The organism is Stenotrophomonas sp. WHRI 8082 (assembly GCF_040223995.2).
Lineage (GTDB): Bacteria > Pseudomonadota > Gammaproteobacteria > Xanthomonadales > Xanthomonadaceae > Stenotrophomonas.
On record NZ_CP167826.1, the window covers coordinates 562,767 to 588,799 of the forward strand.

General features: G+C 65.1%; 21 protein-coding genes and 7 tRNA genes. 2 read left to right on the top strand and 26 right to left on the bottom strand.

What is annotated here, in order from left to right; all coding sequences use genetic code 11:
- Positions 1–114 precede the first annotated feature (114 nt).
- The 17 genes from ABRP17_RS02515 to ABRP17_RS02595 all read right to left on the bottom strand — a co-directional run bounded on the left by ABRP17_RS02515 (position 115) and on the right by ABRP17_RS02595 (position 15,049).
- The gene (locus tag ABRP17_RS02515) at positions 115–519 is read right to left on the bottom strand and encodes a hypothetical protein (protein ID WP_188324451.1); all 405 of its coding nucleotides are present in this window, start codon (positions 517–519) and stop codon (positions 115–117) included.
- 490 nt (positions 520–1,009) lie between these two features.
- Positions 1,010–1,083: transfer RNA gene (locus ABRP17_RS02520), tRNA-Cys, on the bottom strand.
- 67 nt (positions 1,084–1,150) lie between these two features.
- Positions 1,151–1,226 (bottom strand) — tRNA-Gly (locus tag ABRP17_RS02525).
- 154 nt (positions 1,227–1,380) lie between these two features.
- Positions 1,381–1,456, bottom strand: a tRNA-Gly gene (locus ABRP17_RS02530).
- A 154-nt stretch (positions 1,457–1,610) separates the two neighbouring features.
- A tRNA-Gly gene (locus ABRP17_RS02535) sits at positions 1,611–1,686 on the bottom strand.
- 86 nt (positions 1,687–1,772) lie between these two features.
- Positions 1,773–1,848, bottom strand: a tRNA-Gly gene (locus tag ABRP17_RS02540).
- A gap of 48 nt (positions 1,849–1,896) precedes the next feature.
- A complete protein-coding gene (gene pgsA, locus ABRP17_RS02545) occupies positions 1,897–2,520 on the bottom strand; it encodes a CDP-diacylglycerol--glycerol-3-phosphate 3-phosphatidyltransferase (protein WP_188324456.1) in 624 nt (207 codons plus the stop codon).
- Between the two features lie 9 nt (positions 2,521–2,529).
- A complete protein-coding gene (gene uvrC, locus ABRP17_RS02550; RefSeq protein ID WP_188324457.1) occupies positions 2,530–4,371 on the bottom strand; it encodes an excinuclease ABC subunit UvrC in 1,842 nt (613 codons plus the stop codon).
- Positions 4,368–5,780, bottom strand: a complete 1,413-nt coding sequence (locus ABRP17_RS02555) for a hypothetical protein (protein ID WP_349984775.1) — start codon at positions 5,778–5,780, stop codon at positions 4,368–4,370. The genes uvrC and ABRP17_RS02555 overlap by 4 nt, the downstream gene beginning before the upstream one ends.
- A gap of 64 nt (positions 5,781–5,844) precedes the next feature.
- Positions 5,845–6,615: a 3-deoxy-manno-octulosonate cytidylyltransferase gene (gene kdsB / locus ABRP17_RS02560; protein ID WP_349984776.1), complete on the bottom strand. Its 771-nt coding sequence runs from the start codon at positions 6,613–6,615 to the stop codon at positions 5,845–5,847.
- A gap of 34 nt (positions 6,616–6,649) precedes the next feature.
- The gene (lpxK, locus tag ABRP17_RS02565) at positions 6,650–7,669 is read right to left on the bottom strand and encodes a tetraacyldisaccharide 4'-kinase (RefSeq protein ID WP_349984777.1); all 1,020 of its coding nucleotides are present in this window, start codon (positions 7,667–7,669) and stop codon (positions 6,650–6,652) included.
- Positions 7,669–9,417 (bottom strand): lipid A export permease/ATP-binding protein MsbA, encoded by a 1,749-nt coding sequence (gene msbA / locus ABRP17_RS02570; RefSeq protein WP_192080489.1) that lies wholly within the window; start codon positions 9,415–9,417, stop codon positions 7,669–7,671. The genes lpxK and msbA overlap by 1 nt, the downstream gene beginning before the upstream one ends.
- A complete protein-coding gene (locus tag ABRP17_RS02575) occupies positions 9,414–9,836 on the bottom strand; it encodes a biopolymer transporter ExbD (RefSeq protein WP_188324462.1) in 423 nt (140 codons plus the stop codon). The genes msbA and ABRP17_RS02575 overlap by 4 nt, the downstream gene beginning before the upstream one ends.
- 3 nt (positions 9,837–9,839) lie before the next feature.
- Complete coding sequence (locus ABRP17_RS02580; RefSeq protein WP_188324463.1) at positions 9,840–10,517, bottom strand: MotA/TolQ/ExbB proton channel family protein; 678 nt, start codon at positions 10,515–10,517, stop codon at positions 9,840–9,842.
- Positions 10,518–10,520: 3 nt separating this feature from the next.
- Positions 10,521–12,962: a DNA internalization-related competence protein ComEC/Rec2 gene (locus ABRP17_RS02585; RefSeq protein ID WP_349984778.1), complete on the bottom strand. Its 2,442-nt coding sequence runs from the start codon at positions 12,960–12,962 to the stop codon at positions 10,521–10,523.
- Between the two features lie 66 nt (positions 12,963–13,028).
- Positions 13,029–14,375 (bottom strand): HAMP domain-containing sensor histidine kinase, encoded by a 1,347-nt coding sequence (locus tag ABRP17_RS02590; RefSeq protein ID WP_349984779.1) that lies wholly within the window; start codon positions 14,373–14,375, stop codon positions 13,029–13,031.
- Positions 14,376–14,377: 2 nt separating this feature from the next.
- Positions 14,378–15,049, bottom strand: coding sequence for a response regulator transcription factor (locus ABRP17_RS02595; protein WP_192080481.1), 672 nt, complete (start codon positions 15,047–15,049; stop codon positions 14,378–14,380).
- 123 nt (positions 15,050–15,172) lie between these two features.
- Here ABRP17_RS02595 and ABRP17_RS02600 point away from each other — a divergent pair, with 123 nt between their 5' ends.
- Entirely contained in the window at positions 15,173–15,490 is a 318-nt protein-coding gene (locus ABRP17_RS02600; RefSeq protein ID WP_349984780.1) for a hypothetical protein, read from the top strand.
- 225 nt (positions 15,491–15,715) lie between these two features.
- Here the strand turns inward: ABRP17_RS02600 and ABRP17_RS02605 are convergent.
- Together ABRP17_RS02605 and uvrB are read right to left on the bottom strand one after the other, a co-directional pair.
- A tRNA-Val gene (locus tag ABRP17_RS02605) sits at positions 15,716–15,790 on the bottom strand.
- Positions 15,791–15,953: 163 nt separating this feature from the next.
- The gene (gene uvrB, locus ABRP17_RS02610; protein ID WP_188324467.1) at positions 15,954–17,990 is read right to left on the bottom strand and encodes an excinuclease ABC subunit UvrB; all 2,037 of its coding nucleotides are present in this window, start codon (positions 17,988–17,990) and stop codon (positions 15,954–15,956) included.
- Positions 17,991–18,145: 155 nt separating this feature from the next.
- On the opposite strand from uvrB, the gene ABRP17_RS02615 reads away from it, so the two are divergent.
- On the top strand, positions 18,146–18,706 hold the full coding sequence (locus tag ABRP17_RS02615; protein WP_349984781.1) for a GspH/FimT family pseudopilin: 561 nt from the start codon (positions 18,146–18,148) through the stop codon (positions 18,704–18,706).
- Positions 18,707–18,742: 36 nt separating this feature from the next.
- Here the strand turns inward: ABRP17_RS02615 and ABRP17_RS02620 are convergent.
- The 7 genes from ABRP17_RS02620 to ABRP17_RS02650 all read right to left on the bottom strand — a co-directional run bounded on the left by ABRP17_RS02620 (position 18,743) and on the right by ABRP17_RS02650 (position 25,846).
- Positions 18,743–18,819 (bottom strand) — tRNA-Asn (locus ABRP17_RS02620).
- An 88-nt stretch (positions 18,820–18,907) separates the two neighbouring features.
- Positions 18,908–19,327: a type IV pilin protein gene (locus tag ABRP17_RS02625; RefSeq protein WP_349984782.1), complete on the bottom strand. Its 420-nt coding sequence runs from the start codon at positions 19,325–19,327 to the stop codon at positions 18,908–18,910.
- A gap of 38 nt (positions 19,328–19,365) precedes the next feature.
- Positions 19,366–23,166, bottom strand: a complete 3,801-nt coding sequence (locus tag ABRP17_RS02630; protein WP_349984783.1) for a PilC/PilY family type IV pilus protein — start codon at positions 23,164–23,166, stop codon at positions 19,366–19,368.
- 11 nt (positions 23,167–23,177) lie between these two features.
- Complete coding sequence (locus tag ABRP17_RS02635) at positions 23,178–23,696, bottom strand: PilX N-terminal domain-containing pilus assembly protein (RefSeq protein WP_349984784.1); 519 nt, start codon at positions 23,694–23,696, stop codon at positions 23,178–23,180.
- 1 nt (position 23,697) lies between these two features.
- Positions 23,698–24,807, bottom strand: coding sequence for a PilW family protein (locus tag ABRP17_RS02640; protein ID WP_372486945.1), 1,110 nt, complete (start codon positions 24,805–24,807; stop codon positions 23,698–23,700).
- A gap of 56 nt (positions 24,808–24,863) precedes the next feature.
- Positions 24,864–25,334 carry a type IV pilus modification protein PilV gene (gene pilV / locus ABRP17_RS02645; protein WP_349984785.1) on the bottom strand — a complete coding sequence of 157 codons (471 nt, stop codon included), beginning with the start codon at positions 25,332–25,334 and terminating at the stop codon, positions 24,864–24,866.
- Positions 25,334–25,846 (bottom strand): GspH/FimT family pseudopilin, encoded by a 513-nt coding sequence (locus ABRP17_RS02650; protein ID WP_349984786.1) that lies wholly within the window; start codon positions 25,844–25,846, stop codon positions 25,334–25,336. The genes pilV and ABRP17_RS02650 overlap by 1 nt, the downstream gene beginning before the upstream one ends.
- Between the last annotated feature and the right edge of the window lie 187 nt (positions 25,847–26,033).

Below are 26,033 nucleotides of genomic sequence, written 5' to 3' on the forward strand. Positions count from 1 at the left end.
TACGGGATCGCTGTGACCCTCTCGAAAGGTATTGAATGACCCGAGCGCGGCGAAGATGGAACGCACCACCGCGCCCACTGATTCAGGTGTGCAAAGGGCCAAGGACCGCCGCGCTCATCGCACTTGCAACTGCTTCCCAGCCGAGGCCTTGATCAGTTCCCGGCCAGCAACCAGCAAGCCATCTACCAGGTGCTCTCCAAGCAACGACGTGCTATCCCCATCGCAACGCGCTATGTGCTCGGCATGCAGGATTTCCAAAGCCGCATCCAGAGCCTGCATCACGCGGATTGGCACGGCGACTTTACCGACGCGCTCCAGTTCGGCGGACGGGTCTACCTCAGGTGCAGGCAGCGACGGCACCAGCGTCAGGTGGGTCAGTCGCGTACTCGCCGGGTGCTCAGCGGCGTACTGCTGCAGACGGCGTTCCAGCGTCTCGATGAATTTCTGCGGCACGTCGTGGATCTGCTCGCCTAGCAGGGAGGCGAGACGCGCGGAGCTCAGGGGATGTTCGGTAGTCAACGGCAGGACCTCGCAATGAGGCCACCTGCGCCTGAGCGCAGGGTGGCGGGCGATGCGGGTTGCCATACCGGGTGCTGAAAACTATTAACCGGCGGATCAGGGATCCCCCGCATCGCCTGCCATGAAACCGGTAGGCGATGCAGTGCATTCTCCGCCGTGCCCCTCAGGGCAGAACAGAGTCAACAGTTATCAGCACGATCAGGATGGCAATCCCGGCTGATGCCCCGTGGCACCAGCGGGATCATCGTGCGCAGCGGCAAGTGCCTGCGTCCATGAGGAAAATTGCGAAGTTCCGCCCATGTGCGCCATGTATCCCGGGTAGCCATCAAAGACATGAGATGGCGCGAAGCGCGGGGCCAGAGATGACGCCGCATTGGCCACCATCCATACGGCAGTGGGCAGCATGCGACATGCAGCCAAGACCGCCGACCGAAGCACACGCCGAATTACAGGCATAAAAAAAACCCTGATCAAGATCAGGGCTTCAGTCTGGAGGCCTGGGTCGGAATTGAACCGGCGTACGCGGCTTTGCAGGCCGCTGCATAACCACTCTGCCACCAGGCCGGTGTACAGCAACCAAGGATGCGAGACCCTGGTAAGACGAAGTTCCGTATTGGAACCTGTCGGGATTTGGAGCGGGAAACGAGACTCGAACTCGCGACCTCAACCTTGGCAAGGTTGCGCTCTACCAACTGAGCTATTCCCGCGTGAGGCCGACATGCTACCGGATGACCCGGGACCACACCAGCGTTTTTCACGCTTCAACACATCGTTTTTCCCGTTGCAGGCCGCTGACTGGAGCGCTGCCCCGCGCAGCCAGCGCGGGAGAAAAACAAAGCCCCTTCCGGGGCCCGGTAAAACTGGAGCGGGAAACGAGACTCGAACTCGCGACCTCAACCTTGGCAAGGTTGCGCTCTACCAACTGAGCTATTCCCGCGTTTTCTTCGACCTGCGCCGAAGAAGCGATATTGTGTCTAAAAACCTTCATCTCGTCAAGCCTGTTCATCTGCAATCGAACAGTCCGGATGCTGGTTTTCCAGCGCGGGATGCAGGCAAAAAAAAGAAGCCACGTGGGCTTCTTTTCGAAAACCTGGAGCGGGAAACGAGACTCGAACTCGCGACCTCAACCTTGGCAAGGTTGCGCTCTACCAACTGAGCTATTCCCGCTTGGGAGGCGGCATTCTACAGCAGCCAGCGCAGGAGTCAAGAAACGCGAAAACAAAAAAGAGGCCTTTCGGCCTCTTTTCAGATTCTGGAGCGGGAAACGAGACTCGAACTCGCGACCTCAACCTTGGCAAGGTTGCGCTCTACCAACTGAGCTATTCCCGCTTGGGAGGCGGCATTTTACCTGTCTTCACATCGGTGTCAACAGGCCTTTCAGCCGCCTTTCTTCAATCGCGCCCGTTCGCGTGCGGCGCGTTCATCGGCGCGCAGGCTCGGCCAGGCGGCATGCAGATACTGCAGCCCCGAATACAGCGTCAGCATGGCGGCGATCGCCAGGGTCCAGTCGCCGATATGGAACACCGGCGGGCCCATCCAGATCGACTCGACCGGGGTGTTGGGCGCTACGGAATACAGCAGGCACAGCAAGGCCACCATCTGCGCGGTGGTCTTGACCTTGCCGATCATCGCCACGCGCACCTTCGCGCGCTGGCCCAGTTCCGCCATCCACTCGCGCAGCGCGGACACGGCGATTTCGCGACCGACGATCACCGCCGCCCAGAAGGCCATCCACGGGGTCGGGTGCCCCTGCACGATCAGGAACAGCGCCACGGCCACCATCAGCTTGTCAGCCACCGGGTCCAGGAACGCGCCGAACGCCGATTCCAGCTTGTAGCGCCGCGCGATCCAGCCATCCAGCCAGTCGGTGATCGCTGCCAAGCCGAACAGGGCCGCCGAGGCGAAGTTCGTCCATGTATAGGGAAGATAGAACACCAGCACCAGCACCGGGATCATCAGGATCCGCAGCAGTGTCAGCCAGGTGGGGAGGGTCAACGTCATCAGATCTCTCTACTCGCCCGCCGCATTCGGCTCGGGCAGTCCATGAAGGTTAGCGTAGATACGGGCAGCGAGGGCATCGTTGATGCCCTCGACCTTGGCTATTTCCGACTCGCCTGCCGCCTTCAGGCCGACCAGTCCGCCAAAATGCTTGAGCAGGCTGGCCCGCCGCCGTGGGCCGATGCCGGCGATATCTTCCAGTTTGCTGGTCATCCGCGCTTTCTGGCGGCGGCCGCGATGGCCGGTGATGGCGAAGCGGTGCGCCTCATCGCGCACCTGCTGGATGAACTGCAGGGCTGGCGAGGCTGCGCCCGGGCGCAGCTCGCGACCGTCGGGCAGCACCAGCGCTTCGTGTCCGGCGCGGCGTTCCGCCCCCTTGGCCACGCCCACCAGCAGCACGCCTTCCACGCCCAGGTCGGCCAGCGCTTCCTGCGCCTGGGTGAGCTGGCCAGCACCACCGTCGATCAACAGCACATCCGGCAGCACGCCCTGCTCTTCCACCGCCCGGCGGAAGCGTCGGTCGATGGCCTGGCGCATGGCCGCATAGTCATCCCCCGGCTCGATGCCGGTGATGTTGAAACGGCGATACTGCGCTTTCACTGGACCGGCGGCGTCGAACACCACGCACGATGCCACCGTAGCCTCGCCCATGGTGTGGCTGATATCGAAACATTCCACCCGCTTCACCGGCTCGGCCAGGCCCAGCATCTCGCGCACGGCCTCGCTGCGCGCGTGCTGCGAATCCCGGCTGTTGAGCTCGGTGGCCAAGGTCAACTGCGCATTGCGGCTGGCCAGTTCCAGATACCCCGCGCGTTCGCCGCGGACGTTCCACTTCAACTGCACCTTGTGCTCGGCGGAGGCGGACAACGCCACCTCCAGCAGGGACGCATCGGGAATTTCGCGGTCCAGCAGGATCTCGCGCGGCGGCTGGAATTCCACGTAGTACTGCGATACGAACGCGCCCAGCACTTCGTCCGGGCTGTCTTCGCCATTGGTGCGCGGGAAGAACGGCCGCGTGCCCATGTTGCGGCCATCACGGAACGCCAGCAGCATCACGCAGGCCTGCGCTCCGCGCGTGGCCACCGCCAGCACGTCCAGGTCGGCCGCGCGGCCATCGACATACTGCCGGGTCTGCATGCTGCGCAGCGATTTGACCAGGTCACGCAAGCGCGCGGCCTGCTCGAACTCCAGCGACTCACTCGCGGCCTGCATCTGTTCGCCCAGCTCGCGGGTCAGGTCATCACTCTTGCCTTCCAGGAACATGGACGCCCGGCGCACCGACTCGGCGTAGTCCTCGGCCGGCACCAGCTCTACGCACGGCGCACTGCAGCGACCGATCTGATACTGCAGGCAGGGCCGCGAGCGGTTGCGGAACACGCTGTCTTCGCAGCTGCGCAGCTTGAACAGCTTGTGCATCAGGTTCAGCGTTTCGCGCACGGCGGTGACGCCGGGATACGGGCCAAAGTAGCGGCCCGGCACCGCGCGCGGGCCGCGGTGCAGCGCAATGCGTGGCCATTGCTCGCGGGTCAGCAGGACGTGCGGATAGGTCTTGTCGTCGCGCAGCGACACGTTGTAACGCGGCGACAGCGATTTGATCAACTGGTTTTCCAGCAGCAGCGCTTCGCCTTCCGAGCGCGTGACCGTCACGTCCATCCTGACGATCTGCGACAGCATCGACATGATGCGTGCGTTCTTCGGGCTGCCGTTGAAGTAGCTGCCGACGCGGTTGCGCAGCGCGCGCGCCTTGCCCACGTACAGCAGCGCATCGTCGGCACCGTACATGCGGTAGACGCCGGGTGCGGTACTCAAGGCAGCGGCGAACGCCTTGCCATCAAAAGCGGGTACTTCGTTCATTCGGTGATCGGCACTTCGCTCAGCACGCCACTGGCGGGGTCCAGGCGCAGCACGGCATGTGCATCGGTTTCGGCGATCCATACCGCGCCTGCGCCGGCCGCCAGCCCCGCCGGCCCATGCAGCCGCCGTGGCAGCGCCTGGGTCAGCAGCTCGCCGCCGCCCAAGCGGAGCGTGCGCAGCCGTCCGTTGCCGGTATCGGCGATCCACAGCAGTGGCGCGTCCGGGCTCAGTGCGATGGCCTGCGGGAACTGCAGGCTGGCCTGCTCGCGCGGGCCGTCTTCGGCACCGTGGCTCCACATCCCCTGCCCCACCAGCGTCTGCACCAGATCACCGCGCAACTGCAGCGACCGGATCGACGACCCCAGCGCATCGGCCACGTACAGCGCCTGCTGCACTACCGCCAGGGCGGTAGGCTGGGCAAACGCCGCCACGTTGCCGGCGCCGTCGCGCTGATCGATGATCCCGCTCCCGGCGCGCCGCTGCAGGCGTCGCTGGCCGAGGTGATAGCTCCATATCCGGTTGTCACCGGCCATGGCGATGTGCAGTTCGTTGTCGGCCAGGGCAAGGCCGATGGGGTGATTGAGCTGCGAGGACCGTGGATCGCTCAGCTCGCCCTCCACCGGCTCGCCGCAGCGCCCGTTGCCACACAACGTGTCGACCTGGCCGGTGATGATGTTGATCCGCCGCAGGGCATGGTTGCCGGTATCGGCGACGTACAGGCATTCACGCTCCACCACCAAGGACTGCGGGCGGTTGAACGCCGCCTCCTGCGCGCCGCCATCCATCAGGTCGGCGGTGCCCTGGCCGAACTGGCGCAGCACACGGCCGCCATGGCTGCATTCGAGGATGCGGTGATGTCCCGTGTCGGCGATGTACAGCCGCTCGGTGGTCACCGCCAGGCCGGTGGGAAAGCACAGCGGCACGCGGGGCTCTGGATTCAGCTCACGCAGCGGCGCGATATCGGCAGCCTGCGCGCCGGCACACAGCTCGTTCAGGCTGCGATCCAGCTCGCCGGGCTGCCCCAGTCCGACCAGTCGGCCACTCTCGCGGCCATACACATCCATCATCACCATCGTCGGCCACGCGGTCACGCCGAACCGGCGCCAGCCATCCCAATCGCTGTCGAGCAGTGCGATCGAGCTCAGCCCTTGCCGCCGCAGCAGCTTCAGCGAGGCCGCCTGGTCGCGTTCGAAATCGAAGCGCGGCACCTGCAGTACCAGCACCTGCAGGCGGCCCGGGTTGCGCGACTGCCAGTTGGCCACTTCGGCCAGACGCTGTGCGCACCAGACCGAGGCCGCGTTGACGAACAGCAGCGCCAGCGGTCGGCCACGCAGTTCGCTCAAGGTGGCCGGCGCAGCATTCAGCCACGTAGCGAATTCGGGGAGATCCTGGACGGGTTGGGCATTCATGCGCTGATTATGCCGGAGACCGTGTCATGCAATCGTTGTGCCCCCAGACCCTGCCGGCCAAGCCTTACGCCTGGCCGGTGGCCAGCAGCGCTTCGGCCCGCGCCAGGTCTTCGGGCGTATCGATGCCCGGTGGGAACGGGGCGGGTGACAACGCCACGCTGATCGGAAAACCGGCCTCCAGTACGCGCAGCTGCTCCAGATTCTCGACCTGCTCCAGCGTTCCCGGCGGCATCGCCGCGAACTGCTGCAGGAAGCGGGCGCGATACCCGTAGATGCCGATATGACGCAGCCAGCGGTGACCGTCCGGCAGCACCTCGCGGCTGCGCGCAAAGCCATCGCGGTGCCAGGCGATCGGCGCGCGGCTGAAGTACATCGCCTCGTTGCGCACGTTGCGTACCAGCTTGACCACGTTGGGGTCGAACAGGGTTTCGGCGTCCTCCACAAGTGTCGCCAGGGTAGACATCGGTGCCTGGCCATCGCCCAGCGCCTCGGCCACGGCGCGGATGCCGGCTGCCGGCGCGAAGGGCTCATCGCCCTGCAGGTTGACCACCACCGTGTCATCGGCCCAGCCGGCGATCCGCGCGCACTCGGCCAACCGGTCGGTGCCCGATGCATGCGCGGCGTCAGTCATGGCCACGTTGACGTCGGCCAGCCCGCCCAGCGCCTCGGCGATGCGCGTGTCATCTGTGGCGACCCAGACTTCGCGCGCACCGGCCAGCAGCGCGCGTCGCGCCACGTGCAGCACCAGGGGCTCGCCACCCAGCAGCCGCAGCGGCTTGCCGGGCAGGCGCGATGCCGCATAGCGGGCGGGAATGGCGACGACGAAGTCAGTCATGGGAGCAGTCCTTTCAGGCAGTTCATGCGGCACATCAGCCCGCACGCAGTTTCTCGAGGCGATCGGTCAATGCCACCCAGAAGGCAGCAGGCAGGTCGGCCTGCAGCGGCACCGCGAAATGCCAGTCGTTGGCGAACGCGCGGCACTTCACCGCGTCTTTTTCGGTCATCAGGATCGGCAGCTCACTGCCGAAGCGCAGATCAGCGGCCTGGTAGGCGTGATGATCGGCGAAGGCATGCGGCACCACACCGATGCGCGCGGCACGCAGCATGTCGAAGAAGCGCTGCGGATTGGCGATGCCGGCCACCGCATGTACGCGCTGTCCGGCGAAATGAGAAAGTGCACGCAGGCGCCCCCCCACCAACGGCTGGGCGCTGTCGATGCGCAGGCTCATGGCCCATTGGCCGAAACCGCAGGCGCTTTCCGCTGCTTCACCACTGCTTGAGCCGAGATTGACGACGCGGAAATCGCATTCCGACGCGCGGGCCACCGGCTCGCGCAAGGGGCCGGCAGGCAGCAGGCGGCCGTTGCCATAGCGACGCTGGGCGTCAATGACTTCGATCTCGATGTCGCGCGCCAGGCGGTAATGCTGCAGGCCGTCATCGCAGACGATGACATCGCAGCCCGCATCTACCAGGGCTTTGCCGGCAGCCACCCGATCACGGTCCACGCGGACCGGCGCGCCGGTTTTCCAAGCAATCAGCACTGGCTCGTCACCGCCCAGATCGGTGGGCGTATCGGCGTCCACCCAGCGCGCGGTGTCGGCGGCGTCGCGGCCATAGCCACGACTCGCCACGCCCGGCTTCCATCCCGCATCGCGCAGGCGCTGTACCAGCGCGATGGTCAGGGGCGTCTTGCCGGTGCCACCGGCGGTAATATTGCCCACCACGATCACCGGCACCGGCAGGCTGTGCTGCTTCAGCCAGCCGCGCCGGAACAGCCGTCGACGCAGCCCGGTCACCGCCGCATACACGGGGCTGAGCAGGCGCATGCCGAACGGAATCGTCGAGCCGTCGTACCAGTAAACCGGTGTCTGCGTACCTTTGCCGGACATCAGGCCTGCCTTTCGCGGAACTGCATCTTGTACAGGTGCTCGTACAGGCCACCCATCGCCAACAGTTCGACGTGGGTACCCCGTTCGACGATGCGTCCCTGGTCCATCACCAGCACCTGGTCTGCGTGCTCGATGGTGGACAGGCGGTGCGCGATCACCAGCGTAGTGCGGTCCGGCATCAGGCGCTGCAGGGCGTCCTGCACCAGCCGCTCGGATTCGTTGTCCAGTGCCGCAGTGGCCTCGTCCAGGATCAGGATCGGCGCATCACGCAGGATCGCGCGGGCGATCGCCAGGCGCTGGCGCTGGCCACCCGACAGCAGTGCACCGTTTTCGCCGACCGGCGTCTGCAACTGCTGCGGCAGGCGGGCGATGAACTCCCAGGCGTTGGCTGCCTCTGCGGCGCTGCGGATCTGTTCTTCGCTGGCATCCATGCCGTAGGCGATGTTGGCCCCGATGGTGTCATCGAACAGCATCACCTTCTGCCCCACCATCGCCACCTGCCGACGCAGGTCGGCCAGCGGGTAGTCGTCCAGCGATACGCCGTCCAGCGTGATGCGTCCGCCACTGGGCTCGTAGAAGCGTGGCACCAGGCGGATCAGGCTGGTCTTGCCACTGCCCGAGCGGCCGACCACGGCGGTCACCGTACCGGGCGCCGCGACGAAGCTGATGTCATCCAGCGCCGTGCCGGCATCTTCGCGATAACGCAGCATCACGTGCTCGAACGCAAGCTCGCCGCGCGCTCGGCCGATGCGCTGGTTGCCCTTGTCGCGCTCCACCGGCATATCGAGGATGGAGAACAGACGTTCGGCAGCGGCCACGCCGCGCGAAATCGACGTCTGCACGCTGGTCAAGCGCCGCAGCGACGGAATGATGGCCATCATCGAGGTCATCAGCCCCATGAACTGGCCGGCATTGAGCTTGCCCACCAGCGCCTCGCGCGTGGCGACCCAGACGATCACCGCCAGCGCCAGCGCCGCCAGGAACTGCACGGTGCTGGAGGCGAACGCGCGCGTGGTCTCCACCTTCATGTTCAAGCCGAGCATGCGGTTGGCCAGCCGCGCATAGCGGCTGATCTCCAGTTGCTGCGTGCCATGCACCTTCACTTCCTGCTGTGCGGCCAGGGACTGTTCGGCCGTGGCCGCCATGGTGCCCATGCCGTCCTGGATGCCGCGACTGATGCGCCGGTAGCGCTTGCCCACGAAGGACACGATGACCCCGATCAGTGGCACCACCACCAGCATCGCCACGGTCACCTTGACACTCATCTGCAGCATCACCACCAGCATCGCGATGATGGTCAGGGTGTCGGCCACCAGCGTCTTCAGCGCATCCGCACTGGCCTGGGTGACCTGCTCGGTGTCGAAGTTCAGGCGACTGACCATCACCGGCGTTGCTTCGGTATCGAAGTGCGACGACGGCAGGTGCAGGTACTTGTCCAACACCTGCTCGCGCAGGTCGCGCACCACGCTGCGTCCGGTGCGAGCCAGCGTGTAATCGCTGACCAGCGTGGCCAGGCTGCGCATCATGAACAGGCCCAGGATGGTCAGCGGCAGGATCACCGCCATGCGCGGTTCCGGGTTGACGAAGCCCCGATTGACCAGCGGCTCCATCAGCTTGGTGAAGTGATAGCCGGCCAGGGCTTCAACCACCATGGCCACCACGGCAGCCACCATGAACACCCAATAGGCGCGTGTGTAGCCCAGCAGGCGTTTGTAGATCGGCCAGACGGGCGCGTGTTTGGAACTCATTGACGCACCTCGGGAGCGGTCGCGATGGAAATCCTGCGGAAGCCAAGCTGGCCCAGCGCATCCTGCGCGGTGACCACGGCCTGGTAGGGAGTACGTGCATCGGCGCGCAGCAGCACCGACTGCGTGCGGTCTTCACCGGCAACGCTGGCGATGGTCTGCTTGACCGACTCCACGTCGGTGCGCAGCACTTCCTGATCATTGACGAAGTAACGGCCGTCGGCGTTGATGAGAATGCTCAGTGCGCGCGGCGGCTCGCTGTTGGCCTGCTGGCTGGCATGCGGCAGCTGCACCTGCAGCGTGGACCGCGCATCGAAGGTGGTGGTGACCACGAAGAAGATGATCAGCACCAGGATCACGTCGATCAGCGGCACCAGGTCGATGTGCGGCTCATCGGCGGCACGGTCGTTGCGGATGCGCATCCGTCAGACCTTGGCCGGGGACGGCGCAGTGGGCGCGGTCGCCTGGCCGGCCGCGCGGGCAGCCGTCGCCAGTACGCTGGGACGCCCATCGAGCGCATCCAGCAGGGCGCTGGCTTCCTGCTCCATTTCGATCACGTAGCCGTTGATGCGGCCCTTGAAGTAACGGTGGAACATCAGCGCCGGGATGGCCACGATCATGCCGGTCGCCGTGCACACCAGCGCCTTGCCGATGCCACCGGCCAGCTGGTTCACATCACCCACGCCGTGGTCGAGGATGCCCATGAACATCTGGATCATGCCGACCACCGTGCCCAGCAGACCCAGCAGCGGGCCGGCCGAGGCGATGGTGCCCAGCGTGTTGAGAAAGCGCTCCATGCGATGGACGAGGAAGCGCCCGGTGTCTTCGATGCGCTCGCGGATCTGGTCGCGCGGGCGGTTGCGCGCATCCAGCGCGGCAGCCAGCAGAGCGCCCAGCGGCGAATTCGCCCGCAGGGTCTGCAGGTGCGCTGGATCCAGCTTGCCGCGCGCGGCCCAGTTGCGCACATCCTGGCCCAGTCCCGGCGGCAGGACCTCGTTACGGCGCAGGGACCAGAAACGCTCCAGGACGATCGCCAAAGCCAACACACCCAACAGCAGCAGCGGCACCATTGGCCAGCCACCGGCCTTGACCAGTTCCCACACGTTTCAACCCTCCGGCCCAGCGGCCGCCTGTTTGTCCACCGATAGGATAGCAGCCGCCCGCGTCCGCCCCGCAGCATCCCACCAGCGGCCAGCATGCGCACGTTGTTCGCGCACCTGCAGGCCCTGCCCGCCCAGCCACACGCGCACGGCGCCCGATTCGGCGGTGTTCAGCACTTCGGCCCCTACCGCGTGCCAACGCGCCACCACCTCTGCCCGCGGATGGCGGAAGCGGTTGCGATGACCGGCCGACACCAGCGCAAGCCGCGGCGACACCGCCGCCACCCAGGCGGCGCTGGACGACCCGGCACTGCCATGGTGCGGCACCAGCACCACCTGCGCGGCCAACGCCGCGCGGTCGCCGCGCAGCAGGGCCGCTTCGCTGGACGTACCGATGTCACCGGCAAGCAGTACGGCCCCGTGCGCGGTGGCGATACGCAGCACGCAACTGCTCTCGTTCCCGCGCTCGGCATGGCCAGGTGCGGGATGAAGCACCTGCAGGTCCACGCCGTCCCAGTTCCAGCGCTGGCCACGGTGGCAGAGCGTGGCCACTGCGATGCCGGCCCCCAGCGGTGCCGATACGGGAACTTCGGGGAACGCCGCACGAACGCCAGGCAATCCGCCCGCGTGGTCAGCGTCACCGTGGCTGAGCATCACCCGCTGCGGCGGCCCGGTGCCCAAGGCGCGCAGGGTTGGCACCACCACGCGTTCACCGGCATCGCTGCCTGCACCCGGTGGCCCGAGGTCGTACAGCAGCACGTGGGTGGCCGTGCGCACCAGCACCGCCGTGCCTTGGCCGACGTCCATCACCAGCAGCTCCACCTCGCCCACGGCCGGCACGCCCCGCGATGGCCACAGCAGCGGCAAGCACAACAAGGGCGCCGCCAGCACGCCCCCCCGCCCCCGTGGCAGCAGCCACCAGAACACGCCCACCAGCGCCATCGGCAAGGTCCAGCGCGGTGCTTCCGGCAGCCACCACACTGCCCCACTCCATTCAGTCAGGGGCTGCAGCCAGCGCCAGCTCAGGGCGAAACTCCAGTCGGCCAGCTGCCACAACCACTGCCCCAGCCCAGCGTGGAGGGCCTCAAGCGCCGTGCCGAGCAGGGCCAGCGGCACCACCACCAGGCTCCACCAAGGCACCACCGGCAGATTGACCAGCGGCCCGATCCGCGAGGCCTGGCCGAACAGACTGATCCCCAACGGCAGCAGCGCAAGAGTGGCAACGCCCTGTGCAGCGAAGAAAGGCTTGAGGATGCCGCGCAAGCCTCCCTCCGGCCGTCCACCACCGGGCAAGCACCACAGCAACCACAGCACGCCACCGAAGCTGAGCCAGAAGCCAGCCACCAGCACCGACAGCGGTGCGACCAGCAGGGTGGCGAATGCGGCCAGTGCCAGCGACTGGCCCCAGGCCATGCGCCGTCGGCCGCATCGCGCCAACGCCACCACCACGATCATCAAGGCCGTGCGTACCGTGGGCAGCGCCAGCCCCGCCACCAGCGCATAGCACGCTGCCCCGACTGCCGCAGCCAGCGCCACCGCGATAGGCCGCGGCAACAGCATCGGCAGCAGGCGGGTACATCGCCACAGCAGGCTGGCCATCAGCGCGACGCCGCCCGCCACCAGGCCCACGTGGAAGCCGGAGATGGCGATCAGATGGGTCAGGCCCAGCGCCCGCAGCTGCTCCCAGTCTGTGTCGGACAAGCCGCGTGTATCGCCAAGCGCCAAGGCAGCGATGAAGCGCGATGTCGGCCGCTGCAATGCCGCGCTGATGCGCGCGGACATCCGCTCGCGCCAGGCACCCAGCCCTGTGGACGGCGCGATCTCGCGCGCATTGCCGCCATCGCGCACGGACCCGGTTGCGGTGATGCCCAGCAGCAAGGCATGTCGTTCGCCATCGAACCCGCCGGGGTTGATCCGGCTGCGAGGTGCACGCAGGCGCAACGGCAGCTGCCAGCGCGATCCTGCCTGCACGCTGCGGCGTTTTTCCTCCGCTGCCGGTTGCGTGGAGGGACGTGCCGAAGGCCGCGCGAACGGCGCGCTCCAGTAGACCTGCACCCGCCGCCCGCGCAATGCGACCGGCAGCTCAGGGTTGTCTGCGATGCGAAGCAGAAAGCGGCTGTACGTGGGGTGGTGCTCAGGCAGATCGATGACGGTGCCGGTCAGCAGCTGGTCACGGGGCGGATCCAGTGGCGGCAGCTGCGCGGTCAAGGCCCAGTGGCCATGAACGGCCGCCCAGCCGCAGCCGATCAGCAGCATGCCCAACCATCGACCGCGCCAGCGCAGCAGCCAGAGCAGCAGGCCCACCGCGCATCCCGTCCAGGCGGCGGCGACGGGAGGCAGCGCCGGCAGCTGGCAGCATGCCGTGGCGCCGGCCACCAGTGCCGCCGCGCTGGACGTGCCCAACAGGCCCGGCGGCACGACGAGATGATCGCGGACCTGTCCCCCCATGCCGCCAGCATCGCGCGGCCGGTCGCCGGCTCATATCGGCGCAGTGCCCGATCGCCTGTCGGGGGATCAGTCGGGTCGGCGCACTGTGCGGTGGAAGGCGATGCGGAAACTGGCACCGCCTCCCGGCGCCTCGCCCACCGAGACGGTTCCCTCATGGTGCTGGACGATTTCCTTCACCAGATGCAGGCCCAGCCCACTGCCACCGCCAGCGGCACGCAGCCGATGGAACGGCTCGAAAATAGCCTGGCGATCATTCTCCGGCACACCGGCACCCTGGTCCGATACTTCCAGCGTCCCACGGCTGTCCAGGCTCACGCTGATGGCGCCGCGCCCCCCGCCGTGCACGATGGCGTTGTGCACCAGGTTGGCGAGCACACGCCCCAGCGCGATGCCATCACCGACGATCCACACCGGCTGTTCCGGTGCATCCACCTCGAAGCTGTAGCCCGCACCGATCACCAACGGCGCCAGTTCCGCCGCGGCCGTGCGCGCCAGCATCGCCAGATCGAGTGGCTGCAGTTTTTCCACGCTGCGGTCCAGGCGCTGCAGATCGAGCAGATGCTCAGCCACATTGCCCAGCCGCGCCACGTCGTTGAGCAGTTGCGCCTTCAGTGCGCCTTGCGGCAGCTGCGACAGGCGCGCCTGCACCACGGCGATCGGCACCCGCAGCTCATGGGCCGCATCTGCCAGGAACTTGTCACGGGCGGCATAGCCCTGCTGGACTTTGCCGATGGCATCGTTGAACGCACTGACCAGCGGCGCGATCTCGCTGCTGACCATCTGCGTATCCAGCCGTGCGCCTGCCTTGCCGATATCCAGCTGCTTGGCCTGCTGGGCGAGACGGCGCACACCGCGCATCGCACGGTGGATCACCAGCGGCATGACCAGCAGAGTCACCACGATGAGCGGCAGGAAAAACCACGGTCCGATCAGCCGCAGCACGAGCAGCGCGCCCTCCCACATGCCGCCCTTGGGCTGCCCGCCGACCATGACCGTCAGCCGTCGGCCGTTCTCCTTGCTGATCATGATGCGGGCCGCATCCAGGTAGGGCGGCGTCAGCGATCCCAGCTCGCTGTAGCCCACCCGCTCCAGGCGGGAAAGCAGTTCGCGATGGATCTCCGGCACCGCGCCCTCGGACAGGCGGTTGCCACGTTCGTCCACCGCCACGAACCACAGGTTGCCGCCAGCGCGTGCATTGAGCGCGTCCCAGCGCGCACGGTCCAAGGTGATCGCCGTGCCATCCCCGTGCAGCGCTTCCACCACATCGTCGGAGATGAACATGTCCATCTGCACCGAATCCTGATCACCCCAGGTCAGGATCAACGCCATCACCGCGATGAGCACGGTGAACACCTGCGCCAGGCACACGCGCCACGCCAGGCCCAGGGAAATAGAGCGGATATCGGTGTTCATCCTCATACCTCGGCCAACAGGTAACCCACGCCGCGGATCACATGGATTTCCACGCGCGCCCCCGCCTGCTGCAGCGCCTTGCGCAACTTGGAGATATGCGCGTCCAGTGCGTTGGACTGGATGTCATCGTCAAAACCGTACACCGCCTCTTCCAGCGCGCTGCGCGTGACCGTGCGCCCCTGGCGCAGGGCCAGTGCCTGCAGCACCAGCACCTGCCTGCGCGGCAAGGGAAGCGCATGGCCTTCCACGTCGGCCTGCAGGGATTCGAAATCGAAGGTCAGGTTGGCCAGCCTCAGCACCGGCGCCACCATCTCGCTCGGTCGCCGCGCAACAGCGCGTATGCGCGCCATCAGCTCCTCGATGGCAACCGGTTTGACCAGGTAATCGTCCGCGCCCACGTCCAGGCCTTCCACCTTGTCGCTGAGACTGCCTTTCGCGGTGAGCATGATGACCGGGATGTTGGGACGCAGGGCGCGCGCCACCGCGACGAAATCCGCACCGTCGCCGTCGGGCAACTGGCGGTCCAGCAGCACCAGTTGGTGCACCGGCTCGCGCAGCGCGGCCGTCGCGGCGGCCAACGTATCCACGGCATCGGCGACCACGCCCTGCCGTTCCAGCCCTGACTGCAGCGCACGGGACAGATCAGGGTCGTCTTCAACCAGCAGGATGCGCATGGGGAACCGGTAGGCCAGGGAGGAACAGCGTGGATGATAAGCCCCCCGGCCGCCGCGCAATGTTCCGACAATGTTGATGTCGCATCGTGCACGGACCGCTTCTGTATCGAGCCGAACGACGCCATGGATGCCTCCCCCTCCCCGGCCAGCCCTGCGCCCGCCCTGCTCTCCCCTTCTCACGATCCGCGGGTCGTGCTGATGGCTCCGGACCTGGACAGCGCCGAACGCGCGTACCTGGGCCTGCTGCCGGATCGCGATCACGTGGATGCGCTTGCCCGCCATGCCATCAGCCATGCGCGCAACACACCCGGTAGCGGCTATGCGTTGTCGCTGACGTTGGTCGGCATGCGCCTGCAGGAATTCAAGATGGGCGAAGCGTGCGCGACAACCTGTCGGCAGGATTCACTGCACAGCTTGCGCCAGGCGTTTGCTGCGGGGTGAGGTCCATGCGGTCGGAGGGTTTTCGCGAAGCGAAGACGCTTTGATCCAAGTGCGAGCTGCCTCATGCGCGCACATCGCGCGGGTCGCGTGGAAGTTCCGAAGCTTGACGGCCAGCGGCCGTCACTACCGGATGCGGGCGACCTGTCGGGACTCACTCCAGGAATCCACGCACACAAAAAAGCCAGCGCGATGGCTGGCTTTTTTCGTTATCCACTTCGTTGGAAGTGGTGGGCGGTACAGGGTTCGAACCTGTGACCCCTACCATGTCAAGGTAGTGCTCTACCGCTGAGCTAACCGCCCGTTTGTTGCGTCCTGACCCGTTGCGATTGCGTCGGGGCAGGCCGCGTATATTACGGAGGAGACCGGGGTTGTGCAACACTTTTGTGAAGAATCTTCGAAAGAGGGGATTGCGCGCGCTTTCGGGGATTCCGCCGAGCGTGGCTCGGCGCTACGCGTGCCCGCTTCAGGCCAGGCTGGCTTCTTTCAGGCGCTTGATGAGGTCGCGCACGCGGCCGGCCTCCTCGAACTCCAGGTCCTTGGCGTGCTGGTACATCCGCTGTTCCAGTGCCTTCATCCGCGTTGCCACCTGGGAGGGCGACAGCGTGGCGTAATCGGCCCCCTCTTCTGCCAGTTCCACCGCACCGATCTTGCCGGCCTTGCCCTTCCCCTTCCGCGATCCCTTGTCGTAGGGGTCAGAGCGCGCGCCCTCCAGCACGTCCACGATCGGGCGGGCGACTGACTTGGGCACGATGCCGTGCTCTTCGTTGTACTCGACCTGCTTGGCCCGGCGCCGGTCGGTCTCATCGATCGCCGCCTGCATCGACCGCGTCATCCGGTCCGCATACAGGATCGCTTTGCCGCGCACGTTGCGTGCCGCGCGGCCGATGGTCTGGATCAGCGAACCGGTTGAACGCAGGAAACCTTCCTTGTCCGCATCCAGGATCGCCACCAACGACACCTCCGGCATGTCCAGGCCTTCGCGCAGCAGGTTGATGCCCACCAGCACGTCGAACTTGCCCAGCCGCAGGTCGCGGATGATCTCCACCCGCTCCACGGTCTCGATGTCCGAATGCAGGTAACGCACGCGGATGCCGTGCTCGCTCAGGTACTCGGTGAGGTTCTCGGCCATGCGTTTGGTCAGGGTGGTGACCAGCACGCGGTCGCCCATCTTGATCCGTTCGTTGGCCTCGCTCATCAGGTCGTCCACCTGCGTGCCGACCGGGCGGATTTCCACGATCGGATCGATCAGGCCGGTGGGGCGCACCACCAGTTCCGCCATGTCCTCGCCTGCTTCGCGGTATTCATACGGACCAGGCGTGGCCGACACGTAGATCGCACGCGGGCAACGCTGTTCCCATTCTTCGAAACGCAGCGGCCGATTGTCCAGCGCCGAGGGCAGGCGGAAACCGAATTCGACCAGCGTCTCCTTGCGCGAACGGTCGCCCTTGTACATCGCGCCGATCTGCGGAATCGTCACGTGCGATTCGTCGATCACCAGCAGCGCGTCCGGCGGCAGGTAATCAAACAGGGTCGGCGGCGGCGAGCCGGCAGGCTTGCCGGTCAGGTGACGCGAGTAGTTTTCGATGCCGTTGCAGAACCCGACCTCGGCCATCATCTCGATGTCGAACTGGGTGCGCTGCGCCAGTCGCTGCGCTTCCACCAGCTTGTTCTCTGCGTACAACTGGTCCAGCCGTTCCTTCAGCTCTACCTTGATCGTCTCTACAGCGCCCAGCACCCGTTCGCGCGTGGTGGCGTAGTGGGTCTTCGGGTACACGGTGAAGCGCATCATGTTGCGCAGTGTTTCGCCGGTCAGCGGGTCGAACAGCGTGATCTTTTCCACTTCCCCGTCAAACAGCTCGATGCGCAGGGCCTCGCTGTCCGACTCGGCCGGGAACACGTCGATCACTTCGCCGCGTACACGGAACGTACCGCGATGCAGCTCGTACTCGTTGCGCGTGTACTGCAACTGGGTCAGGTGGTTGATCAGGTCGCGCTGGTCGATCCGCTCGCCCTTGGACAGGATCAAGCGCAGCGACAGGTAATCTTCGGGCGCACCGAGGCCGTAGATGGCCGACACGGTCGCCACCACCAGCGCATCCGGGCGCGACAGCAGGGTCTTGGTCGCGGCCAGGCGCATCTGCTCGATGTGCTCGTTGATCGAACTGTCCTTCTCGATGAAGGTGTCCGACGAGGGCACGTAGGCCTCGGGCTGGTAGTAGTCGTAGTAGCTGACGAAGTATTCCACCGCGTTGTGCGGGAAGAACGCCTTGAACTCACCGTACAACTGCGCGGCCAGCGTCTTGTTCGGCGCCATGATCAGCGTCGGCTTCTGGATGCGGTCGATGACGTTGGCGATGGTGTACGTCTTGCCCGAGCCGGTCACGCCCAGCAGGGTCTGCTTGGCCACGCCGGCTTCGAAGTTGCTGGTCAGCTTCTCGATCGCATTCGGCTGGTCGCCAGCCGGCGAATACGGCGATACGAGTTGGAAACGGTCGCTCATGGGGCTGCCGGGTCAGGGGGGGACCAGTATAGCGGGGGGGTTGGTGACGGCCGGTTGAGGGGATGCCGGAGGCCTTTGGCCCGGGTCAGCCGACGGCCTGTGCCGCGCAGGGGGGCGATGCTGGGCCCAGCCCCACCCCAACCGGAGACCCTCCGATGCCCCGGCCCCGACGCACCGCAGGATCGGCCTCCGGACTCACGCTGCTGGAAATGCTGATCGTTGTCGCCCTGTTGGCGATCAGTTGTTTCTTTGCAGTACCCGGGTTCATCAAGATGCTGGACAACCAACGTGCCGACGCCCTGCGCATGCAGTTGATGTCCGTGCTGGCCAGCGCACGAAACACCGCGATCACGCGTCGACGTTATGTCGAAGTGTGCCCCAGCAGCGACGGGGTGACCTGCGGAGCGCAATGGGCGCACGGCTGGCTGCTGTATGTCGTCGAATCATCTAAAACGCCACGGCGCCGGCCCAGCGTGCCGATCCTGCTGGTGGAGCAACGTCCGCGCAGTGCCCTGCAGGTCCATCACGACAACTCGCGTCCTGCATTCAGATTCAGGCCGGACGGAAGAAGCGCCGGGCTTAACCAGACACTGAGCATCTGCGTCGGCGACCGCACTACCAGCAAGATCGTAGTCAGCATCCCCGGGCGCTTGCGCGGCCATCGGGTGCGTACACGCTGGCCCCTGCCGTGCGGCATGAAGGAGCCGAAAGAATAGCAAAAAGCCGCGATTTCTCGCGGCTTTTCGTGAAACTGGCGCCCGAAGTTGGACTCGAACCAACGACCCCCTGATTAACAGTCAAGTGCTCTAACCGGCTGAGCTATTCGGGCGGGGAGGCGTATTCTAAACACCTGTTTCCGCCGTTGCAATACCGATCAGTGGCCGGCGTCGAGGCGCCACTTCCTTCTGCCGACGTGCTTACCAGCATTCGGACAGCGCGATCTTCGCTGTCTTCACGTTCGCTTGGTTGACCGACAGGTTGCCGCACTTGTCGTTGGCCTGCTCATTGGCAGCGGTAGCCGTCAATTTGAAGGTGGACCGTGCGGTGTCCATGCTGAGGTTGTAGGCCGCCGTCCCTCCTTCCCGGGGCGAGTTGACCGTCGCGCTGCCGCCGGGGAACTTGAAACCGACATACGTGTTGTTGACCGTATGGAAACGCTCGGCCAACGCGGCGTACTCGACCAGATCGGCCTTTGCCTGGGCACGCCGTGACTTGCGGACGTACTCGTTGTAGCTGGGCAATGCGATCACCGCCAGGATGGCAACAACAGCGACCACGATCATCAATTCGATAAGGGTGAAGCCGCGTATCGAGCGGGCCTTGGATGGGAAAGGCATGATGCTCCCGCTAAGGGTGGATGAATGATCACGGTAAGTCACTGGACCTGCCTCCACGACTGACGGCCGCACGGATAGGGAAGATACATCGGCGGCGCACCCGCGACGCTGATCTGCATCGTACACGCCGAGCCCGGAGGCGGCGGTGCGGCGTTTGCATCCTTCTCCGGCGGCGTGAGGCGCGGAACAACGGCCGTTGTCACATCGCGAACCGGTGCGTTGCCGCCTGTTGCCAATGGGACGGCGGCCGTTCCGGCACCTGGGCTCTTACCATCTGGCGTGCCCAACCTGACCTGGTCCAGCGCGCCTGCACCGGTGCGTGTGTTCAGGCCGAACAGCCAGTTCGAACCATCCACGGAGCAGCCCACGGTCTGATTGGGTACATAGGTGGGAATGAACACAGTACCGGACGTCACTGCTGGATTACCTACCGCACGCTCACCTGCCGGCAATGCGACCGTCCAGCCCCGACTGTTCTGCGGTGGAGTGCCGGTGGACAGTCGGCGTACACCGTCCGACGTGGTCAGGGTGATGGCCGTAAGGTTCGCTGCCGTCAGCGTGGTCGCCGGCTGGCCCGTTGAAATGTCGTTCACCCCGTACAGTCCCTGCACGCTCCTGTCCTGGCCATCTTCTTTGTAGGAGAAGCTGCCCGTACCGAAGAACAGCATCACGCCCCCGGATGCACCCGCCGTGGCGGTCAGGCCCCCGGTTATCGGCTGACGGTAGGTCTTCGTGTCGGTATCAACACTGGTTCGGGTAGTGAACAAGGGACGTGCCGGCGCGGTGGTGTTACGCAGGTCGAACTTCCAGATCGCGCCCTTCTGATCGGCGGCGTACACCGTGTCGGCAAATCCATCGCGCGCACGACCGGTTTGATCGGTGCCACCCCAGCGATCTACCACGACGATGTTGCCGAGCCCGTTGTTACCGGCGGGCAGGTTCTGCCCGGTTTCTTCGGCAATGCGCACGCTGACGGTGGGTGTGCGGTTCTTGGCCATGTCCACGATGAACAGAGCGGCCTTGCCACTCTTGCTTTCAAACCCGTTGCCGAAGATGGCCTTGAAGCTGATGTCCCCGTTGGCCGCCTTGACCGGCACGATCACTGGCTTGCCCAGCACATGGCCGATGTTGTCACGGACAACCTGGTCCAGCCTGGCATCGAAATCGTTGAGCTCCCAGAGCAGCTTGGTCTCGTTGAAGGTACCGGGATCGGTGACATCCAGGGCGAAGACGCTGCGCCCACCGGCGCCCGACGTGCCTACCAGGGCGGTATTCCAGTTGGTACCCGTATACGTATCACCCACCACGACCGGACCATCGACGAAATAGCGATGATCGAAGCGCTGGTTGTTGCCACTCTGTGCGTCATACGGAAGCAGCAGGTTGCCCATGTGCCCCAGTGCGGTCGAGGGGACATAACCGAACAGCTCCTTGCCGCCATTGGCGTCCATCCGCCCGTTGGCGCCCATGCCACCATCGAAGGCATGCAGCATGCCGTCGTTACCACCTGCATAGACCATGAAGCGGCGGTTTGCACGCTTGTTCGTCAGGTAGGTCGCATAGCTCGTTCCCATCGTCGACGGCAGCGCCCGATAACCGAAATCATCGGTCGGAGCGGTCATCACCGGGGTGGAGTTGATGATGTCGCCCAGTACCGTGGTGCGATCACGCAACGTGCCGCCGTTGCGCAGCTCCGTACTCGTATTGCCCAGCAAGTACGACACAGCGGTCGCCTTGTCGCCTGCAAGCCCCCTGATCTCATCCACGCTGCAGATGGCCATGCCGGGATACAGCCCAGCAGGCTTGCTGCAGAGATTATCCAGCTCGACATTGGTGCTGTCGAAGCGCAGCGCGGCGCCATTTCTCCAGAACCACACGTTACGCGCGCCGGGCGCGGGCATCTTCGTGGAAGCTTCCCATGCCAAGGTCGAAGTGATGCCGCGGGTCTGTTCATCCACGCTCAGCGTGTACGCAGACAATCGGCTGTACCAGTCGGTACCGTTGTTGGTGGCCTCATAGAACGGCTCGACAGCCAGTGAGCCAACACCGACACGCGCACCGGTCAACGACCGGGTGCCCGATGGCGTCGCGCCCTGGGATACATTGCTGATGATGCGGCGCATGGCTTGGGTGATGTCACCCGCCTTGGTGGCGTTGACCATCTCACCGCGCGTGTACAGCACTGCCTCCCAGAGTTCATCCACCGCGGCCGGCACGAGATTCTGCGGGCCACTGTCGAACGTGGGCCGATTGACGTAGGGGTCCGGACTGAGGATCCACGGCTTGGTCGCGTTGGGCAGGTAAGTCACGCCGAACTGTTCGCCCAGCGTCCCCAACACCACACCGTAGAAGTTCATGTGCAGGTTGGTCTTGCAGTCAAGCGAGGGGCTGGGGTTCGCACCCTTGCACTCCTGCGGCACAGGCACGGAGTAGCTGTCGATGCTGGGCACCAGGGAATTGTCGTAGAACGGCGCAACGCTGCCCCGCATGCGCGGTGTCTGTGCGTTAGTGCCCTCATTGATGTAGCCATCGGTAAAGAGCATGCCGGCGTTCTTCTGGCATGACAGCAGGATTGGTGGATTCGGGTCAGACCCACTTCTCACGCGCTGGAACTGTGCGCCCAGATGTGCGGCGGCTGATCGATTGGGCGTACTGCCGCTCGCCGTCATGTTCCGCTGGATGTCGTAGATGAGCGCCTTCTTCTCGGTCTCCACGCTCATGTCATACATCTTCGCCGTGTTGCGGCCATTGATGCGGAACCATCCAGCACGCAGATTCGTACTTTCCTGCAAGGCATTGCTCGCGCCACCGATCAACGCTTCACGGCGGGTGCGATAGAAACTGAACCAGTTGGCGAAGTTCTGCATCGCCGCGTTGTACTGTGCAGTCGTGTCGAAATTCCCAGGCTTGATCTCGTACTTGTAGATCGTCCCTGGGCGTCCGTGCGTGGGGTTGTTCAGGCTGAGCACGGCCGACGACTTGTAGCCGTAGTCCGCCGGGAGCGTCCTGCTGTCGGTCAGGTAGAACGTCGCCGGGAAGAAGGAAACGCCCGCTTCGCAGCTGCGCGGCACATTGGCTGAAACGTCGTTGGCGGAGACCGTGAATGCCGTGGTGACGATGCTGAAGCCATCGATCGCACTGGCCACGCTGTTGGAGCTCTTCGCGCCGCACCGACCCGTTTCGATCACGGTGTTGACCGGCACGACCATCCCGCGACGGAACGTGAAGCGCCGCCCTGTACCCGTCACCGAGATGTTCTGCGTCAGGTTTACCCGGGTTGTGATCAACGAGGGGCTACCCGCTGGGCGGGGGTCAACCGGTGCGTCAATCGGATTGATGGTGAGGAAATCGGCTTTGGTCGGATCGGCCGAGCCATTCTTCCAAGCGGGATACGTATCGCGTGGATCGAAGTATCCGGTGTTCACATCCGCCGAGCGGGCAAAGCCATAGCTGTCCAGCGGCGGGAGTGCGGAATCGTTGCCACGCCCGAAACCGGGAAAGTTGTAGTAGTAGTTTTCGCCGTTGTTGCCGTTGTCGCCGAAGCCGTGCGGCCTGCCGGTCCGCGTATTGTAGAAGCCGGTGGCATAGGTATTGGTCCCCGGATCATCCACCCAGCGGAACACGCCGTCGCGGGTATTGTTCAGCATTTCCCAGAGCATCGAGCCGGAGTCATCCAGCGCCATGAGGAACGCCGGCGGCACCGCTACCTGGATGTTCAGCGGGGCCTGCGTCAGCGTGCCTTGGCCCTGTCGCGCCATGAGGCTGTAAGTCACCCAACTGCCTGCCACCACCACGCCTACCGAGGCCGCGGCCAACCAACGTTTCCTGCGCAAAGCCATGGCCCGCGTCCTCAGAGTTTGAATACAGTGTCGATGACCACGGCCGATGTGGCCGCGTCTTTGTCGTCGGTGGCAAATCCAGTGATCTGGAAAACCGGCGTGGCTTCGTCCAGCGGCGTGCCCATGTCCAGCGCAGCTTCACCGACGATGCATGAGTCGATCTGACGCACTTTCACTGCAGGCGAGGTTTCGTCCACCCGCGCGGCTGCCCACACCATCGGATCGAATCCGTCGTCGCAATTGCGCGCGATATCTGCCGCTTGCAGCAGACTGCCGCTGGCAACCGGTTGCCGGTTTGAAATCGCTTCGGCGGTTTGTTCGGCCGCGCGCACCACCCCTTCACTGTTCTGGAACGCACGGTTGGCGGCACGGTAATTGGACGCCATTTTTTCCTGCATGCTAGCCACCTGCATGCCGGCAATGCCCAGTAGCGCCATCAGGATCAACATGATCAGAGCGACATACAGCACCGCGCCACGCTGGGCGGCAGCGGAGCGGAAACGGGGTTGGCGGATGGGCGAAGGGCTCATGTCAGTTCCCGAACAGGCGATTGCGCAATGCGATGGTCACTTCATAGCTGGTGCGATAACGGCCGTCGTTGTTGGTTGCGTTGTCGAACGAAACACCCAGTGCGCTGACCGGGTCGACCGGCTGCTCCGAAGACGACGGCATGGGGCTGACAGCAAGCAGCCCCACCTTTACCTGCCCCACGCGCAGCCACTGCGCTGCGACTGTCGGCCCTGTTCCCGTGCCGATGGTGCTGGCATCCGCCACGTCCGTAATATTGCCGGCCGGGGGGGTGGCGGTGGAAATTGCCGTCGTGGTATCAAGTCCGTACAGCAGCTGAAGGCTCTGGATGCCTTCCACCACTTCTTCGTTGGTGCCGTAGGTCCCGGTCTCCCTAGCGCGCGCACGCCGCAGTCCGGGCAGGCCGGTCTCGGGGTTGTTGCCCACGTAGTAGACCAGCGACTCGGCTCGGTACAGCATGGTTTGTCCCGTCGGCTGCGAGGTGTACCGCGTGAGATCCACCCCCGTCGCAGTGACTGTCCCGGTACCGAGCGTGCCTTGGAAAATGTCTGCATGGCTGCAGTCGGCGATACCGAACAGCTTGGGCGAGGTGACACCGCCGGCGGTGACCCTGGCGAGACGGGTCGCCTCCATCGTCAGTGTCGAATTCCCGGAGCTGAGAGAAATCTGATTGACGGGCACGCCTTCAGCGGAAAGATAACGGAGCACCAGGATGTCACTGCCACCGACCGGGGCCGGGCCAAGCCCAGCCAGGCCAGCGGGCAGGTTGGCCGGCGGCTGCCAGGCATCACCCAGCTTCAGTTTGTTTCCAGGCTTGCTGCCGGGGGCTTCATAGCCCTGGATGGAGACGCCGAAATCAAGCGGTGACCCGCTGCCCGCCGCAACGCCAAGATGGCTGACCGGATCCCCCATCCCTTTGACGATATGTGCCTGGTCGTTCACGCAGCCCATGTGGCCCGCCATCCGGATGTCTCGCTCCAGGAAATCGAGCGCGAACCGCGCATTTTCCTGGGTACGTGACACGCCCTCCGACAGCCTGGAGGCGGTCTGCGAGGCGGCAAATATCTGGATCACGCCCAGCATGAGGATCAGGCCGATCACCATCGCGATCATCAGCTCGACCAGCGACACGCCCTGCTGATGGCGCAGGCCTTTGGACAGACGGCTGCTCACAGGTGGGTCTCCAGTGCGAACGTCGTAGCCGTGTCCGGCGCATCCCGATTCCAGCGCTGGTCACCCCAGGTAACGGCCACGCTGACTGCGCCGTTGGCGTAGGTCACCGTCGCGCCTGCATCGTCACCGAGCGCCTTGACCACCTGGCACTGCCAAGCGGTGATCTTCTGCGCAACGGTCACCACACCGACGTCAGGTGCGCAGATCTTCGCGGCCTGCTTGCTGCCGGGCGTGAAGCTCGCGTTGGCGTACCAGGCTGCCTGATAGCGGTTGGCCCGCATCTGCTCTGTCAGGTCGTAGGCCAGATTCGTGGCCTGAGTACGGTAATTGGCACTCTGGACGAAGCGGACATTCATGGTCTGCAGCAGCGCGAAGCCAAGCAGACCGAAGCCGAGTACCAACACGGCGATCAACACCTCAAGCAGGCTGAAACCGCTCTGTCGCCGCGGTGATCTGAACGCTTTCATCAGCACTCCTCCTTGACGCTGCTCACTTGGCCAGAGGCGTTTACCGTGAACACGCGTTGCTGTTGCACATTAGGGCTGCAGGTGGACGGCTTCATGGTGATCTGCTGATCGGTGCTGGCACGCCGACGCCCCCGGCCGTCAAAGGAAATGCCCGCATCGGGCCCGGTAACGACCAGCTTGTCATTGCTGGTCACGAACCGCAGCGCGACTTCGCTGGCACCCTTTGATCCGTCACCGTTGGTATCGGCATACGCCAACGCACCGCTGCCCCAGCTACCACTGCAGGTGGCGCCGTCGGTGCTGGCGCATACCCCGCCCCCTCGTCCGCTGCGGATAGCCTCGCTGCGGGCCAGATTAAGCAGGCCGATCAATTCGTTGTGCGCAGCAGCGACCCGGCTTGAGCGGATCGTGCTTTCGAAGCTCGGGAAAGCAATCCCCGCGAGGATCGCAACCACGGCAACGGTCACCATCAATTCCAGCAGCGTGAAGCCCTTGATGCGGCGTAAAGACATGGAACGCTCCCCAGCGTGATGGCTGCACGATGGGCCCCGCGCCTGCCGCGCGCAAGCGGCGGCAGGACGAACGGTCATTCCGGGCGATGGGCGTCAAAAGTTCGGCACCACGGACCCCCGGTAGCGCCGAGCCACGCTCGGCGAGCGCAGCGGCAACCTCCGCGGGGCCGGAACCCATCCGCATCAC